The organism is Burkholderia sp. SRS-W-2-2016 (assembly GCF_001931485.1).
Classification (GTDB): domain Bacteria; phylum Pseudomonadota; class Gammaproteobacteria; order Burkholderiales; family Burkholderiaceae; genus Paraburkholderia.
Genome location: NZ_MSDV01000021.1, coordinates 88,032 through 102,555, shown reverse-complemented (window position 1 = coordinate 102,555; position 14,524 = coordinate 88,032). Strand labels below are relative to the sequence as shown.

The window sequence follows — 14,524 nt, the reverse complement described above, 5'->3', positions numbered from 1 at the left end:
CCCCTTGTACCGTTCGGCGCCGCTATCGGAAATAGTAGGGGCGGCACCCCGGTGCGGCCAATTGGACCAAGGTCCTATGCCGGCGGCGAGGGCGCCGGGAGCGCCGCGCCCGATGCGCGCGGCGCCGCGCTCACGGTGCTCACCGCGCCCGCACCGTGCGGGTGTACGACGCGATCATCGTCGCGAACTCCTGCGCGGCGGGCGTCAGCGGAAGCGCCGCGCGTTGCAGCAGACAGACGTTCTGCGCGGGCGCGCGCTCGCGCACATCGATCGTGGTCAGCAGTTCCGCGAACGGTCCGCGCTGCGCGATCACCGACGCCTCCAGCGACAGGCAATCGGTCGCGCCGACCAGATGCAGCGTTTCATACAGACCCTCGACGGTCGCGACGATCTTCGGCGCGGGCAGCCCGTGGCTCTCGAACAGATGGCTCAGCCGGTTCACATGCGGCTCTTCGGTCAGGTTCGGCGAGCGCGTGGTCACCCACGGACAATCGGCCAGCTCGGCCAGCGACTTCGCGCGCGCCTTCGGATGTCCTTTCCGGCAGACGATTACCGGATCGGACGGATAAAGCGGCGTCACGGAAAGATCGGCGGTATCGGTGTGCTTCGACACCAGCGCGACCGCGAAATCGAGCGTGCCTTCGCGGATCCACGAAATCATCATCCGCGAGGTGCCGGTGCGCAGATGCACGGCGACCCGCTCGAAGCGCGCGCGAAACTCCATCAGCACCGGCGCGAACGCATCGACGAGCGGCTCGGTCGTCATCCCGAACGTGACCTCGCCCGCGTAATCGCCGCGCAGCTGCTGCACTTCCTGCTCGGCGCGCTCGCACTCGCCGAGGATCGCGCCGGCCCGTTGCAACAGCCGCTGCCCGAGCGCGGTCAGCGCGATGCCGCGATTGGTGCGCGTAAACAGCGTCGCGCCGAGCATCGCTTCGAGATTCTGCAATTGCTGCGTAATGCCGCTCTGCGCGATGCCGAGCGCGCGCGACGCCGCGCGGATGCTGCCATGTTCGGCGACCGCGGTGAACGCGCGCAGCTGGGAGATGGTCAACGCCATGAGGCCGGGAGTGGTGATCGGTAAAAGTGATCATGATAGTCCGAACGGGGCTTCTTCGAGGCGCGGCAGCCGCATAGGATCACGCTGTCCCGCTCATCCATCCGACCCGCTCGCCCTCATGAAACTTCCGCTGACGATCCTCTGCGCCGCGCTGACTTTCAGCAGCGCCGCGTTTGCCGCCGACCCTAACACGCTGCGCCTCGGCATCGACCCGACTTATCCGCCGATGGACTCGAAAGCGCCCGACGGCAGCCTCAAAGGCTTCGACGTCGATCTCGGCAACGAGATCTGCAAGCGCATCCATGCGCATTGCCAGTGGGTCGAACTCGAATTCTCCGGGATGATTCCGGCGTTGCAGGCGCGCAAGATCGACGCGGTGCTGTCGTCGATGGCGATCACCGACAAGCGCGAGCAGCAGATCCTGTTTTCGTCGAAGCTGTTCCAGTTCAAGTCGCACCTGATCGCGCGCCAGGGCTCGCCGCTCGCGGCCAACGCGGGCGCGCTGGCCGGCAAGCAGATCGGCGTGCAGACGGGCACCCAGTTCGAGAGCTATGCGCTGAAGAACTGGGCGCCGCTTGGCGCGCATGTGACCGCGTACAAGAGCCAGGACGAAGTGTTCGCCGATCTGCAGAATGGCCGGCTCGACGGCGCGCTGCTCGGCACCGTCGAAGCGGATTACGGCTTTCTGCGCACGCCGGCGGGCAAGGGCTTTACGTTTGTCGGCGGACCGCTGTCGATGGGCGATCGCGGCGTCGGGATCGGACTGCGCAAGGATGAAACCGCGGTGCAGGCGTCGATCAACGAGGCGATCGCATCGATGCGCAAAGACGGCACGTATGCGCAGATTGCGAAGAAGTACTTCGACTTCGACCCGTACGGCAATTGAGTTCGATTGCTTTCGATAAATTTACTTACCCGTTTCTCCATTCATGAACAGGCAATCGATTCCGCTTCTGTCGCCCGCGATCGGCACGCATCGCGAACTGGTGGCGTTTCATTTCGGCCCGGCAGGCGCGGCCAGCACCACCGGCACCACCGGCGGCGCGCAGAAGATCTACGTTCAGGCCTCGCTGCACGCCGACGAAACTCCCGCGATGCTGACCACCGTGCTGCTCAAGCGCCGTCTGCTCGAACTCGAACAGGCCGGCGCGCTGACCGCGGAAATCGTGCTGGTGCCGGTCGCGAATCCGGTCGGGCTCGGGCAATACGTGCTCGGCCAGTTCGTCGGTCGCTTCGATCTGGCCAGCGGCAAGAATTTCAACCGGCATTTCGTGCAGTTTGCGAAGCTGATTGCGGATGCCGAACACGCGCTCGGCGCCGACGCGCAGGAGAACAAGCGCATCGTGCGCGCGCTGGTCGGCGCGGAGCTGGACCGGCACAAGCCGCTGACCGAATTCGATTCGCTGCAACTGGCGCTGCTGAAGCTGTCGTTCGATGCGGACGTGGTGATCGATCTGCATTGCTCGCTCGAAGCGGCGATGCACGTGTACACGAGCGAAGCGGCGTGGGCCGAGTTCGAGCCGTTGTCGCGTTACCTCGGCGCCGAGGCGTCGCTGCTCGCGACCGACTCCGGCGCCGGCGCGTTCGACGAAACCCACAGCCTGCTGTGGTGGACCCTGCAACAGCGGATGCCGGCGAGCAAGCCGGTGCCGACCGGTTCGATCGCGGTGACGGTCGAATGCCGCGGCCAGCGCGATGTGTCGTACGAAGTCGCGCAGCAGGATGCGGACGCGCTGATCGACTACCTGGTGTGGCGCGGCGCGATTCGCGGCGACGCGAAGCCGTTGCCGCCGCTGCTGTCGCCGGCCACGCCGCTCGCGGGCAGCGAACAGTTCTACGCGCCGGTGAGCGGGATTCTCGTGCATTGCGCGACGATCGGCGACACGATCCGCGTGGGCCAGCCGCTGTTCGATATCGTCGACCCGTTGACCGACGAAACCACCACGATTGCGAGCCAGACCGAAGGGGTGCTGTACATGCGGCGCGCGATTCGCTTCGTGACCGCGGGCGCGCCGCTCGGCCGCGTCACCGGTACGCGGCCGATCAGGACGGGTGTGTTGCTGGGGGCGTGAAGTAGATGAAGCAGCGGTGAATTCGCCGCTGCTACGCGTGTTGCTTTCTTCCTACCAGATAGCTGACGCCGTCCGGTCCATAACGCTCGGTGTGCGCCTTGTTCGCCGGCAGATGAAACACGTCGCCGACCCGGTACACACGTTCTTCGTCGTCGGCGCGAATACTCATTTCTCCTTCGACGATCAGCGCCTTCGCTTCGAACGGATGCGTGTGCAGATCCATCGCGAGATTCGGTTCGCGCGAGATCAGCACCGGATCGGGAAAACCTTCGTTCGTCAGCATCTGGGTAAAAGCTTCGCGATTCATGACGTCACCTGGTTAGGGGAACTGGGCAAATCGATAGCAGATCGACTCTAGCGCGATCGGCCGAGGTTTGCCGCGGTGGCGCCGGGGGTGGGGCGCGCACGAGCACGGCGTGCCGGCGTGCCTGAAAAACGGCTGTCAGCTTGCATAACGGCGCTGCTGTGCCGGTGTCGGCATCGCGATGCACGCGCCAGGTTCGCAGCGACCCTCTTCTTTGCCGGTGCGATGGCGTTCACATCAGTACCTCGCGGCGCCGCCTGAGCAATTCACCGCCGCGCCGGTTGTGCAGATTTAATCTCTTTCGACTACGAGAAACCCCAAGCCTGCGGGCCGCGAAACGCCGATACTCGTTGCCATACCTCAACGTGTGCCGGCATCGCCGGCGTGATGAAGGAGATGGACAAAGTGAGCAAGCCGATCCAGTGGAGCGGGGTGTTTCCCGCCGTCAGCACCCAGTTCAAGGCCGATTTTTCGCTCGACATCGACGCGACCCATCGGGTGGTCAGCAATCTGGTCAGGGACGGCGTGTCCGGTCTGGTGGTGTGCGGCACGGTCGGCGAAAACACGTCGCTGAGCACGCCGGAAAAACTCGCGGTGATCGAAGCCGCGCGCGATGCGGCCGGCGGCAAGGTGCCGGTGATCGCGGGTGTCGCCGAGTTCACCACCGAGTTCGCGCGGCAGACGGTGCGTGAAGCGGCGCGCGTCGGCGTGGACGGTGTGATGGTGATGCCGGCGCTCGTCTATTCCGCGAAGCCGCATGAAACCGCCGCGCATTTCCGCTCGGTCGCGTCGAGCACCGATCTGCCGGTGATGATCTACAACAACCCGCCGATCTACAAGAACGACGTGACGCCGGACGTGCTGATCGCATTGCAGGATTGCGAGAATATCGTCTGCTTCAAGGATTCGTCCGGCGATACGCGGCGCTTCATCGATCTGCGCAATGCGGTCGGCGATCGCTTCGTGCTGTTCGCGGGCCTCGACGACGTGGTGGTCGAGAGCATCGCGGTCGGCGCGCAGGGCTGGGTGTCGGGGATGTCGAACGCGTTCCCGAAAGAAGGCGAGACGCTATTCCGTCTCGCAACGCAAAAGCGCTTCGACGAAGCGCTCGCGCTCTACCGCTGGTTCATGCCGCTGCTGCATCTCGATGCACGTCCCGACCTCGTGCAGTGCATCAAGCTGTGCGAGGAACTGCTTGGGCGCGGCAGTGCGGTTACGCGGCCGCCGCGTCTCGCGCTGGAAGGCGACACGCTCGCGGAAGTGAAAAGCATCGTTGCGAAGGCGCTCGAAACGCGGCCGGCGTTGCCGGACGTCGGGCTTTAAGCCTAAGCCTAAGTCGCGCGTTTCGGCGCCTTATTCGAAGCAGAAAACGATTCGGCATCCTGTCCGTCACTCAGACGGAACAGGATGCCGTTTGTTTTGCTTAGCTCACAGCCAACATCGGCGCGACCGCGGCCGGATCGCTGATACTCGGCCGGCCGTTCTCGACGTGACCGGCGAAGCGGCGCGAGAAGCTCGCGTCGTCGCTGCTCGTGACCGTCAGGTCGTACCAGTGATGGCTCGACGCGAGCACCCACGCTTCCTCGATATGCGAGTTAGCCGGCACCAGCACGCTGCGCAGCTTCGCGCCGTACGCGTTGTCGGTCACGCTCAGGCGCGCGATCGAGCCGCCAGTGTTGTTGAACTTCAGGAACACGTTGCCGTTCGCGACGTCGTATTGCGCGGTCACTTCCGGCTGCGCGGGCGTGCCGTGGCCATGCCCGGTCACGTGACCTTTCTGGTCGCTTTGCGCATTTGCCTGCGTGTTTGCCTGAGTATTGCCGGCGAACTTGCGCACGAAGCCGTTCGGGCCGAACACCTCGAACGTGTACACGCCGTTCGTCGAAGTCAGATCGAACGTATCGCTGAGCGACTTGCCGGCCTCGACCGTATAGCGCCACGGACCGTCGCTGCGATTCGACGCGTACACGTAGAAGTGCGCGCCCTGGTCGCCGGTGTTGCCGATCGATAGCGTGAAGCTGTTCTTGTGCACATCGGCCGCGCCGTTCACATGCAGCTCGTACGGTAACGCGCGCGCGAAACGGATGCCGGCCTCCTGCGCATCGATCGCGCCCGGCGTCGCCGGCACGGTCGGCTTCGGCTGCGTCGCGCATTGATTGTCGGCGATGCTCTTGTAGTTGCTGGTGTCCGGCAGCGACGGCATCTTCGAGTCCGGCGTGCGGAAGTCGAATGCGGTCGTCAGATCGCCGCACACCGCGCGACGCCACGGCGTGATGTTCGGCTCGTGCACGCCAAAACGCGTTTCGATAAAGCGGATCACCGACGTGTGATCGAACACCTGCGAACACACGAAGCCGCCCTTGCTCCACGGCGACACGATCGTCATCGGCACGCGCGGGCCCAGGCCGTAGGGCAGGCCGTCGGCGGTGTAGCTGCCGCCGCGCAGCGGATTGACGACGTTGTGAATTTCGCCGTCGGTCGTGACCGTCGACTTGCCTTGCGCGGCTGTGGTCGCCGGTTGCGGCGGCACGATGTGGTCGAAGAAGCCGTCGTTCTCGTCGTACATGATGAACAGCACGGTCTTGCTCCACACCTCGGGGTTCGACGTCAGCGCATCGAGAATCTGCGACGTGTATTCGGCGCCGTACGCGGGCGTGTATTGCGGATGCTCCGAGTACGCGGCCGGCGGGCACAGCCACGACACCTGCGGCAGACGGTTCGCGAGCACGTCGGCCTTCAGGTCGTCGATCGTGCGCACGGTCTGCGCGCGCTCATAGAGCGGCGAGCCCGGCTGCGCGTTGATGAAGTTCGTGAAGTTCTGCAGGATGTTGGTGCCGTAGTTGCCGTTCAGCGGATCGGCGCCGGTCAGCCCCTGCTGATAGATCTGCCATGAAATGCCGGCGTTTTGCAGACGCTCCGGATAGGTGGTCCACGACAGCAATTGATAGTTCGGCGGACCGTCGCCGTCGACCCAATCGTTGTTGTCGAGCAGCGGGCCGCCGAAGTTGCCGGTCGGATCGACCGTGCCGGTCATCAGATACGAGCGGTTCGGGTGGGTCGGTCCCGGCAGCGAGCAGAAGTACGCATCGCAAACCGTGAATGCATCGGCCAGCGCGTAATGGAACGGGATATCGCCGCGCAGGTGATAGCCCATCGTCATGTCGGTCTTGTTGGCGGGCCACTGGTCGTAGCGGCCGCCGTCGATCGCGGCGTGGGTCTTGTACCACGAGTGATCGAGATCGCCGACGCATTGCGCGCTGGTCGTCGCGGTGTTCAGATGAAACGGCAGCACCGGCTTGGTCGCGTCCGCCTTCGACGGCTGATACCAGACCGGCTGGCCGCTGGGCAGCGGAATCGGGAAGCGGTCGTTGTAGCCGCGCACGCCGCGCATATGGCCGAGGTAGTGGTCGAACGAGCGGTTTTCCTGCATGAACACGACGATGTGCTCGACATCGTGAATCGTGCCGGTGCGCGAAAACGCCGGCACGGCGAGTGCATTGCGGATCGACTCGGGCAATGCGGTCATCGCGGCGGCGGCGCCGGCCGACGATGCGACGGTCTGCAGGAAACGGCGACGGCTAGTTGAGGTCATCGAATATCACCTTCTGCGTAGGGGAAGAATAGCGCGCGGTGGCACGCCGGGAGAATGGGTTTGATTAGTTAAGGACGACTGGCTAGTTGCTTGCGCTGTCGCCGGGCGCGTAGCGCATCACCGGCGCGATCTGCTGGCTGTCGGCCGCGAGATTGGCCTGCATGTTTTGCGCGATCGGGTCGGAGGCGGCTGCGGCGAAATTGGCGGCGGAGTCGGGGGTATTGCCGAAGCTGTTCGCGCCGAGGTTCGCGGTGGTGCCGGCGAGCGGCGCGGAAGCATCGAGAATCGCCGCGGCCGCGTTTGCCGTCGTCGTCGGAGCCTGTGCGATGTCGTTCGCGGCTGGAGTCGTGGACGATGCGCTGCTCGCGAGCGGCGTGTCGTCGGCGCCGCAACCGCTCAACGCGAGCGTGACGAGCGCGAGCAAGGCCATGCTCACGATGCATGTGTTTTTTCTCATCTCTGCATCCGGTTCGGTGAAAGCGCATGCAGTCTCGCTACCTTTCGAGAAATTAATGTGAAACGTTTGCGCGGAGCATAACTTTCGAAAAATCGTTAGTTTTTCGAAAGAAAATGGAAAGTCGCGGGAAGGACAATGGTCACCGCACTGCCATTTGCGCTATGGTTCGCGCATGACGACTGCGCATCAGCACGCTCAGATGACACGAATCGAATCGCCGCTCGAGATCGCGCGGCTCGAAGACGAATGGCTGGAGGCGGACGGCTTCGGCGGCTTTGCGTCGGGCACGGTCGGCATGCTGCGCACGCGGCGCTATCACGCGTTGCTGCTTGCCGCGACGCGCGCGCCGGGCGGCCGGATGGTGCTGGTCAACGGTGTCGAAGCGTGGCTCGAAGCGGACGGGCGGCGTTATCCGCTGAGCATGCAGCGCTATGGGCCCGATGTGATCTATCCGGATCTGCGCGGTAGTCTCGTCAGCTTCGATACGACGCCGTGGCCGACGTGGCGGATTCAGTTCGATGCGCGGAGCGTGGTGAGTGCCGAGGTGTTCGTCGGCAGGACGAGCGGCGAGACGGTGTTGCGTTGGCGGCTCGAAGCGGGCGGCGATCTCGGTGGTGCCGGCGCGGCGGTGCTGAAGGTGAGGCCGCTGCTGTCGGGGCGCGACTATCATGCGCTGCATCACGAGAACCCCGTGTTCAATTTCAACCCAACGATCGGCGACGACCGCTCGTGCGCGAGCTGGCAACCGTATGGCGGATTGCCGGTCGTGCGGATCGCGACCAACGGCGAGTACACGCACGCGCCGGACTGGTATCGCAACTTCTGCTATGTGCGGGAACAGGAACGCGGGCTCGATTGCAACGAGGACCTCGCCGCGCCGGGTGTGTTCAGCTTCGATCTCGCGGAAGGCGAAGCGGTGATGGTGTTGAGTGCTTCGGGGGTGGGCAGCGCTAAGACCAACGCGAACGCCAACGCCCACGCCAATGGCGACGCGAAAACCTCAACCGCCGCTCACGCCGCCACCCTCGCCGATACAGAACTGCAACGCCGCGGCGCGCTCGGCTCCCGCCTGCAACGCTCCGCCGACGCCTACGTCGTCAGCCGCAACGAAGGCCGCACGATCCTCGCCGGTTTCCCATGGTTCACAGATTGGGGCCGCGACACCTTCATCGCGATGCGCGGACTGCTGATCGCGTCGAACCGTCTCGACGACGCCGCAGCGATCCTGCTCGAATGGTCGACCACGCTGTCCGACGGGATGCTGCCGAACCGCTTCCCCGACTACGGCGACGCGCCCGAATACAACTCGGTCGACGCATCGTTATGGTTCGTCGTCGCGGTCCACGACTATCTGGCGACGCCGCACGCGAGCGACGCGACTCGCGAACGCCTGCAGCAGGCCGTCGAAGCGATCCTCACCGGCTATACGAACGGCACGCGCTTCAACATCGGCGTGTGCGTGTTCGACGGTTTGCTGCAAGCGGGCATCCCCGGCGTGCAACTCACGTGGATGGACGCGAAAGTCGGCGACTGGGTGGTCACGCCGCGCATCGGCAAACCGGTCGAAGTGCAGGCGTTGTGGATCAACGCGCTGCGCATCGCATCCGCATGGAATCCAAAGTGGCGCGCGCCGGCCGAACGCGCGACGCTCGCGTTCCGCCAGCGCTTCATCGATCCGGACACCCAGGCATTGTTCGACAACGTCGATGTCGATCACGTACCGGCCACCGTCGATCGCGCGATTCGCCCGAACCAGATCTTCGCGATCGGCGGACTGCCGTTTGCGCTGCTCGAAGGCGCGGCCGCGCGCGCGGTGCTCGCCCAGGTCGAAGCGCAACTGCTGACCCCGCTCGGCTTGCGCTCGCTCGCGCCGTCCGACCCCGGCTATCGCGGCCATTACGGCGGGCCGCCGCTCGCGCGCGACGGCGCGTATCACCAGGGCACCGTGTGGCTGTGGCTGATCGGGCCGTTCGTCGAAGCGTGGCTGCGTATCGAGGGCACCGGCGCCGAGCAGCTGGCGCAAGCGCGCACGCGTTTTCTCGCGCCGCTCTACGCGCATCTCGATCACGCGGGGCTCGACCATCTGTCCGAAATCGCCGACGGCGACGCGCCGCACGCGAGCGCCGGCACGCCGTTTCAGGCGTGGTCGCTGGGCGAATTGCTGCGCGTTGAAAGTCTGCTGGCCGGGTTCGAGCGCGGCGGCGCGTAAACCGCGCTACGATGTGGGTCCCACCGCCAGGCCTGCTGCAAGGACGTTCCCATGCCACCGCTGCGCGCTGCCAATCTGCTTGCCACCATCGAAGGTTCCCGCCTGCATTCGCCCGACTGCGGCCACTGGCAGCGCTGGGGACCGTATCTGAGCGAACGCCAGTGGGGCACCGTGCGCGAGGACTACAGCGCGAACGGCACCGCGTGGGACTCGTTCCCGCACGATCACGCGCGCAGCCGCGCGTATCGCTGGGGCGAGGACGGCATCGGCGGTTTCTGCGACGACTGGCTCAACTGGTGCGTATCGCTCGCGCTGTGGAACCGTAAGGATCCGATCATCAAGGAGCGCCTGTTCGGGCTGACGAACTCGCAAGGCAATCACGGCGAGGACGTAAAGGAGTTGTACTTCTATCTCGACGGCACGCCGACCCACTCGTATATGCGGATGCTGTACAAGTACCCGCACGCGGCCTATCCGTATCAGGACCTGATCGACGAGAACGCGCGCCGCGGCGGCGATATGCCGGAGTACGAAATTCTCGACACCGGCGTGTTCGACGATGCGCGCTATTTCGACGTGCAGATCGAATACGCGAAGCACTCGCCCGACGACATCGTGATGCGCGTGACGATCGAAAATCGCGCGGACGAAGCGGCGTCGCTCGACGTGCTGCCGCAGATCTGGGCGCGCAATTCGTGGTCGTGGAAGCAGAACGACGACAAGCCGAAGCTCACGCTGGGCCGCGACCACGACGGCGTGGCGCACCTTACCGGCCATCATCACCGGCACGAGCCGATCGTCGTCAACGCGTGGTCGCCCGATGCGCCGCAGCTCGCGTGGCTGTTCTGCGAAAACGACACCAACGTGAAGCGGCTGTTCAATATGGACGGCACCGGCCCGTTCAAGGACGGCTTCAACGACTACCTCGTGCACGGCGACGCGAACGCGATTCGCCGCGACGCCGGCACCAAGGCCGGCGCGCACGCGGCGCTCGATCTCGCGCCGCATGGACGCGCGGTGATCTATCTGCGCTGGCGTCCGCAATCCGCGGTGGACGACGCGCCGTTCGATGCCGATGCGCTGTTCGCGCGCCGCATCGCCGAAGCCGACGAATTCTACGGCGCGTTGCAGCACGAGATCACCGATCCCGACGCGCGTCTCGTGCAACGCCAGGCGCTCGGCGGGATGCTGTGGTCGAAGCAGTACTACCAGTACGACGTGCAGCGCTGGATGGACGGCGACCCGTTGCAGCCGAAGCCGCCCGCCGAGCGCAGACGCGGCCGCAACGCGGACTGGCGGCATCTGTGCAACGCGGACATCGTATCGATGCCCGACAAGTGGGAGTACCCGTGGTACGCGTCGTGGGACCTCGCGTTTCATGCGGCCGCGTTCGCGCTGATCGATCCGGCGTTTGCGAAGAAGCAACTGCTGCTGCTCGTGAAGGATCGCTATCAGCATCCGAACGGCCAGTTGCCCGCGTACGAATGGGCGCTCGGCGACGCGAATCCGCCGGTGCATGCATGGGCCGCGTGGCGCGTGTACGAGATCGATCGCGCGCTGACCGGCAAGGCCGATCGCGATTTCCTCGAACTGGTTTTTCATAAACTGCTGCTGAATTTTTCGTGGTGGGTGAACCGCAAGGACGCCGACGGCCACAATATTTTTCAGGGCGGTTTTCTCGGGCTCGACAACGTCGGCATCTTCGATCGCTCGTCGCCGCTGCCGACCGGCGGCCATATCGACCAGGCCGACGGCACCGCGTGGATGGCCGCGTATGCGCTCGACCTGATGCGGATCGCGCTCGAACTCGCGTACGCAAACCATGTATTCGTCGATATCGGCGTGAAGTTCTTCGAGCACTTTCTGTATATCGCCGAGGCGGTCAGTTGCGACGACGGCTGCGATACCGGGCTGTGGGACAGCGAAGACGAATTCTTCTACGACAAGCTGCGCCTGCCCGACGGCAGCAGTCTGCCGATGCGCGTGCGCTCGATCGTCGGACTGATTCCGCTATTCGCGGTGCACGTACTCGAAGAACGTCTGCATGGCAATTTGCCCGGACTGCGCGAGCGGCTCGTGTGGTTCCTCGAACACCGGCCCGATCTCGCGAAACTGGTATCGCGCTGGAACGAGCCCGGCAAGGGCAATGCGCTATTGCTGTCGCTGCTGCGCGGGCATCGGATGAAGGCATTGTTACGGCGCGCGCTCGACGAAAGCGAATTTCTTTCCGATCACGGCGTACGCGCGTTGTCGCGTTTTCATCGCGAGCAGCCGTTCGTGTTCCAGCACGACGGCAACAGCTTCTGCGTGAAGTACCTGCCGGCCGAATCCGACACGCGCGTGTTCGGCGGCAATTCGAACTGGCGCGGGCCGGTGTGGATGCCGGTCAACTATCTGCTGATCGAATCGCTGTACGAGTTTCATCGCTATTACGGCGACGAGTTTCGCGTCGAGTATCCAACCGGCTCGGGGCAGAACTTCTCGCTAAGCGAAATCGCCGATGAACTCGCGCGCCGCGCGACCACGCTGTTCCTGAAGAACAGGGACGGCGAGCGGCCGGTGATGGGCGCGTATCCGCTATTGCAGGCGGACCCGCGTTCGCAGGACCTGATCCTGTTCCACGAATACTTTCATGGCGATAACGGGCGCGGTGTCGGGGCGTCGCATCAGACCGGCTGGACCGGGCTCGTCGCGTTGCTGTTGCAGCCGCGCGCGATGGCGGCGTCGGGCAATGTGCCGTTGGCCGGCGAGCCGGAGGCGCGGGCGCCGATTCCGGCGGGGGCCGCCGCGGTGACGGCTTCGGCGTTTGCATCATCTTCCGCTTCGTCTTCCGCTTCGGCTTCCGCGTCAGGTTCTGCGCGGGTGGCCACTCCGGCGGCGCCATCCGCAGCCGCGCCGGCTTCTGCTTCATCGCCACAACCGGCTGCGCCGCTCGCTGCCACGACGACGAAATAGCGCGTGCCGCACGCAGTCATCGTGAGCAACTGCCGCGCCGCGCATCGCGATGAATGCGAACGCGATTGAACTGTGAGGCGGCGCGCGCGGTCTTTCACGTATCGCCACGCTATTTCCAGTGGCTTGCCAAGGTACAAGTGAATTCCATGTCGACGACACCGAACCCTTCCGCTCCTTCCACTCAATCCGGCACCGCGCGCACGCCAAGTTGCAAGCTTGGTGCAAGCCCGCACGATGCGGTGCCGTCGGCGGCCGGCAAGAAGCCCGCGCCGCCGTGCACGCTGGTGATCTTCGGCGCGGGCGGCGACCTGACCCGGCGTCTGCTGATGCCGGCGCTCTACAACCTCGCGGTCGATGGCCTGCTCGACGACGGCATGAAGATCATCGGCGTCAATCACGGCGCGCGCGAAACGGGCGAGTGGGTCGAAGATCTGCACAAGTCGCTACAACAGTTCGCCGCCGATAAAGCCAGCACCTTCCACGCCGGCAAGCTCGACGACAACGCATGGAACTGGGTCGCGCAACGCCTCGAATACATGGCCGGCGAGTTCGAAGCCGACGACGTATTCACGCAGCTCAAACAGCGGCTCGACCAGCAGCCGGGCGGCAACGCGATCTTCTACCTCGCGGTCGGCGCGCGCTTTTTCAAACCGATTTCCGAGCGACTCGGCAAAGCGGGCCTGCTGAAAGAAGCCGACGACGCGAACGGCGGTTTTCGCCGTCTGGTGATCGAGAAACCGTTCGGCACCGATCTCGCGTCGGCGCGCGATCTGAACGCGCACATCCTGTCGTACGCGAGCGAATCGCAGGTCTATCGGATCGATCACTTTCTCGGCAAGGACACCGTGCAGAGCATTCTCGCGGTGCGCTTCGCGAATGCGCTGTTCGAGCCGATCTGGCGGCGCGAGTACATCGACAGCGTGCAGATCACCGCGGCGGAAACGATCGGCGTCGAAGGGCGCGGGCGCTTCTACGAGCAGACCGGCGCGTTTCGCGACATGGTGCCGAACCACCTGTTCCAGTTGCTCGGAATGGTAGCGATGGAACCGCCCAATTCGTTCGATGCCGAGGCGGTACGCGATAAAAAAGCCGAACTGTTCGACGCGATCCAGCCGCTCGCGCCCGACGATGTCGTATTCGGCCAGTACCAGAAAGGGCCCGCAGGAATCGGTTATCTGGAGGAGCCGGATGTCGCCGCGAGCAGCACGACGGAAACGTACGCGGCGGCGCGCGTGTTCGTCGAAAACTGGCGCTGGGCCGGCGTGCCGTTCTATCTGCGCACCGGCAAGCGGCTCGCTACGCGCCGCACGGAAATTTCGGTGCAGTTAAAGCCCGTGCCGTTCCTGCTGTTCCGCGACACGCCGGTCGATGCGCTGACGCCGAATGTGCTGACCTTGCGCATCGATCCCTCGCATGGGACGAGCTTCGATTTCAATGTGAAAACGCCGGGACCGGTGATGCAGATCGGCGCGGTGCAGTCGTCGTTCGACTACAACGACTTCTTCGCGGCGCACGCGAACGTCGGCTACGAAACGCTGCTGTACGACTGCATGCTCGGCGACGCGACGCTGTTCCAGCGCGCGGACAGCATCGAGACGAGCTGGTGCGCGGTCGATGACGTGCTGCATCCGAAGAGCGGCGGCGCGATGGCCGTGCACGGTTACGCGGCGGGCAGTGAAGGGCCGGCCGAGGCCGATGCGCTGCTAGCGCGCGATGGGCGTGCGTGGCGGCCGTTGCAGCAGAGCGCGCCGGCTAACAAGTCACAGGAATAAACGGGCAGTACGTATACATCCGCAGCATGCACATTCGGGGAGGCACCGTGGCTACACGTAAGACGAGCGCAGTGAAACAGAGTGCAGTGAAACAGAGTGCAGT

General features: G+C 64.7%; 10 protein-coding genes. 6 read left to right on the top strand and 4 right to left on the bottom strand.

Annotation, left to right across the window (positions count from 1 at the left end):
- Positions 1-139: 139 nt before the first annotated feature.
- Entirely contained in the window at positions 140-1,060 is a 921-nt protein-coding gene (locus BTH42_RS09515) for a LysR substrate-binding domain-containing protein (RefSeq protein WP_075298281.1), read from the bottom strand.
- Positions 1,061-1,178: 118 nt separating this feature from the next.
- On the opposite strand from BTH42_RS09515, the gene BTH42_RS09510 reads away from it, so the two are divergent.
- On the top strand, positions 1,179-1,946 hold the full coding sequence (locus BTH42_RS09510; protein ID WP_075298278.1) for a transporter substrate-binding domain-containing protein: 768 nt from the start codon (positions 1,179-1,181) through the stop codon (positions 1,944-1,946).
- A 43-nt stretch (positions 1,947-1,989) separates the two neighbouring features.
- Positions 1,990-3,132, top strand: coding sequence for a succinylglutamate desuccinylase/aspartoacylase family protein (locus BTH42_RS09505; protein WP_075298275.1), 1,143 nt, complete (start codon positions 1,990-1,992; stop codon positions 3,130-3,132).
- 31 nt (positions 3,133-3,163) lie between these two features.
- Here the strand turns inward: BTH42_RS09505 and BTH42_RS09500 are convergent, their stop codons facing one another.
- Complete coding sequence (locus tag BTH42_RS09500) at positions 3,164-3,439, bottom strand: cupin domain-containing protein (protein WP_075298257.1); 276 nt, start codon at positions 3,437-3,439, stop codon at positions 3,164-3,166.
- Positions 3,440-3,841: 402 nt separating this feature from the next.
- On the opposite strand from BTH42_RS09500, the gene BTH42_RS09495 reads away from it, so the two are divergent.
- Positions 3,842-4,759 carry a dihydrodipicolinate synthase family protein gene (locus BTH42_RS09495; protein ID WP_143752001.1) on the top strand — a complete coding sequence of 306 codons (918 nt, stop codon included), beginning with the start codon at positions 3,842-3,844 and terminating at the stop codon, positions 4,757-4,759.
- 100 nt (positions 4,760-4,859) lie between these two features.
- Here BTH42_RS09495 and BTH42_RS09490 read toward each other — a convergent pair whose 3' ends face one another.
- Entirely contained in the window at positions 4,860-7,028 is a 2,169-nt protein-coding gene (locus BTH42_RS09490; RefSeq protein ID WP_075298251.1) for a phosphocholine-specific phospholipase C, read from the bottom strand.
- Positions 7,029-7,110: 82 nt separating this feature from the next.
- Positions 7,111-7,485, bottom strand: a complete 375-nt coding sequence (locus tag BTH42_RS09485) for a hypothetical protein (protein ID WP_075298249.1) — start codon at positions 7,483-7,485, stop codon at positions 7,111-7,113.
- 199 nt (positions 7,486-7,684) lie between these two features.
- Here BTH42_RS09485 and BTH42_RS09480 point away from each other — a divergent pair, with 199 nt between their 5' ends.
- The 3 genes from BTH42_RS09480 to zwf all read left to right on the top strand — a co-directional run bounded on the left by BTH42_RS09480 (position 7,685) and on the right by zwf (position 14,421).
- On the top strand, positions 7,685-9,694 hold the full coding sequence (locus tag BTH42_RS09480; RefSeq protein WP_075298653.1) for an amylo-alpha-1,6-glucosidase: 2,010 nt from the start codon (positions 7,685-7,687) through the stop codon (positions 9,692-9,694).
- Positions 9,695-9,745: 51 nt separating this feature from the next.
- A complete protein-coding gene (locus tag BTH42_RS09475) occupies positions 9,746-12,649 on the top strand; it encodes a glucosidase (RefSeq protein ID WP_075298246.1) in 2,904 nt (967 codons plus the stop codon).
- Positions 12,650-12,795: 146 nt separating this feature from the next.
- The gene (gene zwf, locus BTH42_RS09470) at positions 12,796-14,421 is read left to right on the top strand and encodes a glucose-6-phosphate dehydrogenase (protein ID WP_075298243.1); all 1,626 of its coding nucleotides are present in this window, start codon (positions 12,796-12,798) and stop codon (positions 14,419-14,421) included.
- The last annotated feature ends 103 nt before the right edge of the window (positions 14,422-14,524 follow it).

Coding starts and splice junctions, on each gene's coding strand:
- BTH42_RS09500 (WP_075298257.1), bottom strand. CDS start 3,439: ATGAATCGCGAAGCTTTTACCCAGATGCTGACGAACGAAGGTTTTCCC.
- BTH42_RS09480 (WP_075298653.1), top strand. CDS start 7,685: ATGACACGAATCGAATCGCCGCTCGAGATCGCGCGGCTCGAAGACGAA.
- BTH42_RS09505 (WP_075298275.1), top strand. CDS start 1,990: ATGAACAGGCAATCGATTCCGCTTCTGTCGCCCGCGATCGGCACGCAT.
- BTH42_RS09475 (WP_075298246.1), top strand. CDS start 9,746: ATGCCACCGCTGCGCGCTGCCAATCTGCTTGCCACCATCGAAGGTTCC.
- zwf (WP_075298243.1), top strand. CDS start 12,796: ATGTCGACGACACCGAACCCTTCCGCTCCTTCCACTCAATCCGGCACC.
- BTH42_RS09485 (WP_075298249.1), bottom strand. CDS start 7,485: ATGAGAAAAAACACATGCATCGTGAGCATGGCCTTGCTCGCGCTCGTC.
- BTH42_RS09510 (WP_075298278.1), top strand. CDS start 1,179: ATGAAACTTCCGCTGACGATCCTCTGCGCCGCGCTGACTTTCAGCAGC.
- BTH42_RS09515 (WP_075298281.1), bottom strand. CDS start 1,060: ATGGCGTTGACCATCTCCCAGCTGCGCGCGTTCACCGCGGTCGCCGAA.
- BTH42_RS09490 (WP_075298251.1), bottom strand. CDS start 7,028: ATGACCTCAACTAGCCGTCGCCGTTTCCTGCAGACCGTCGCATCGTCG.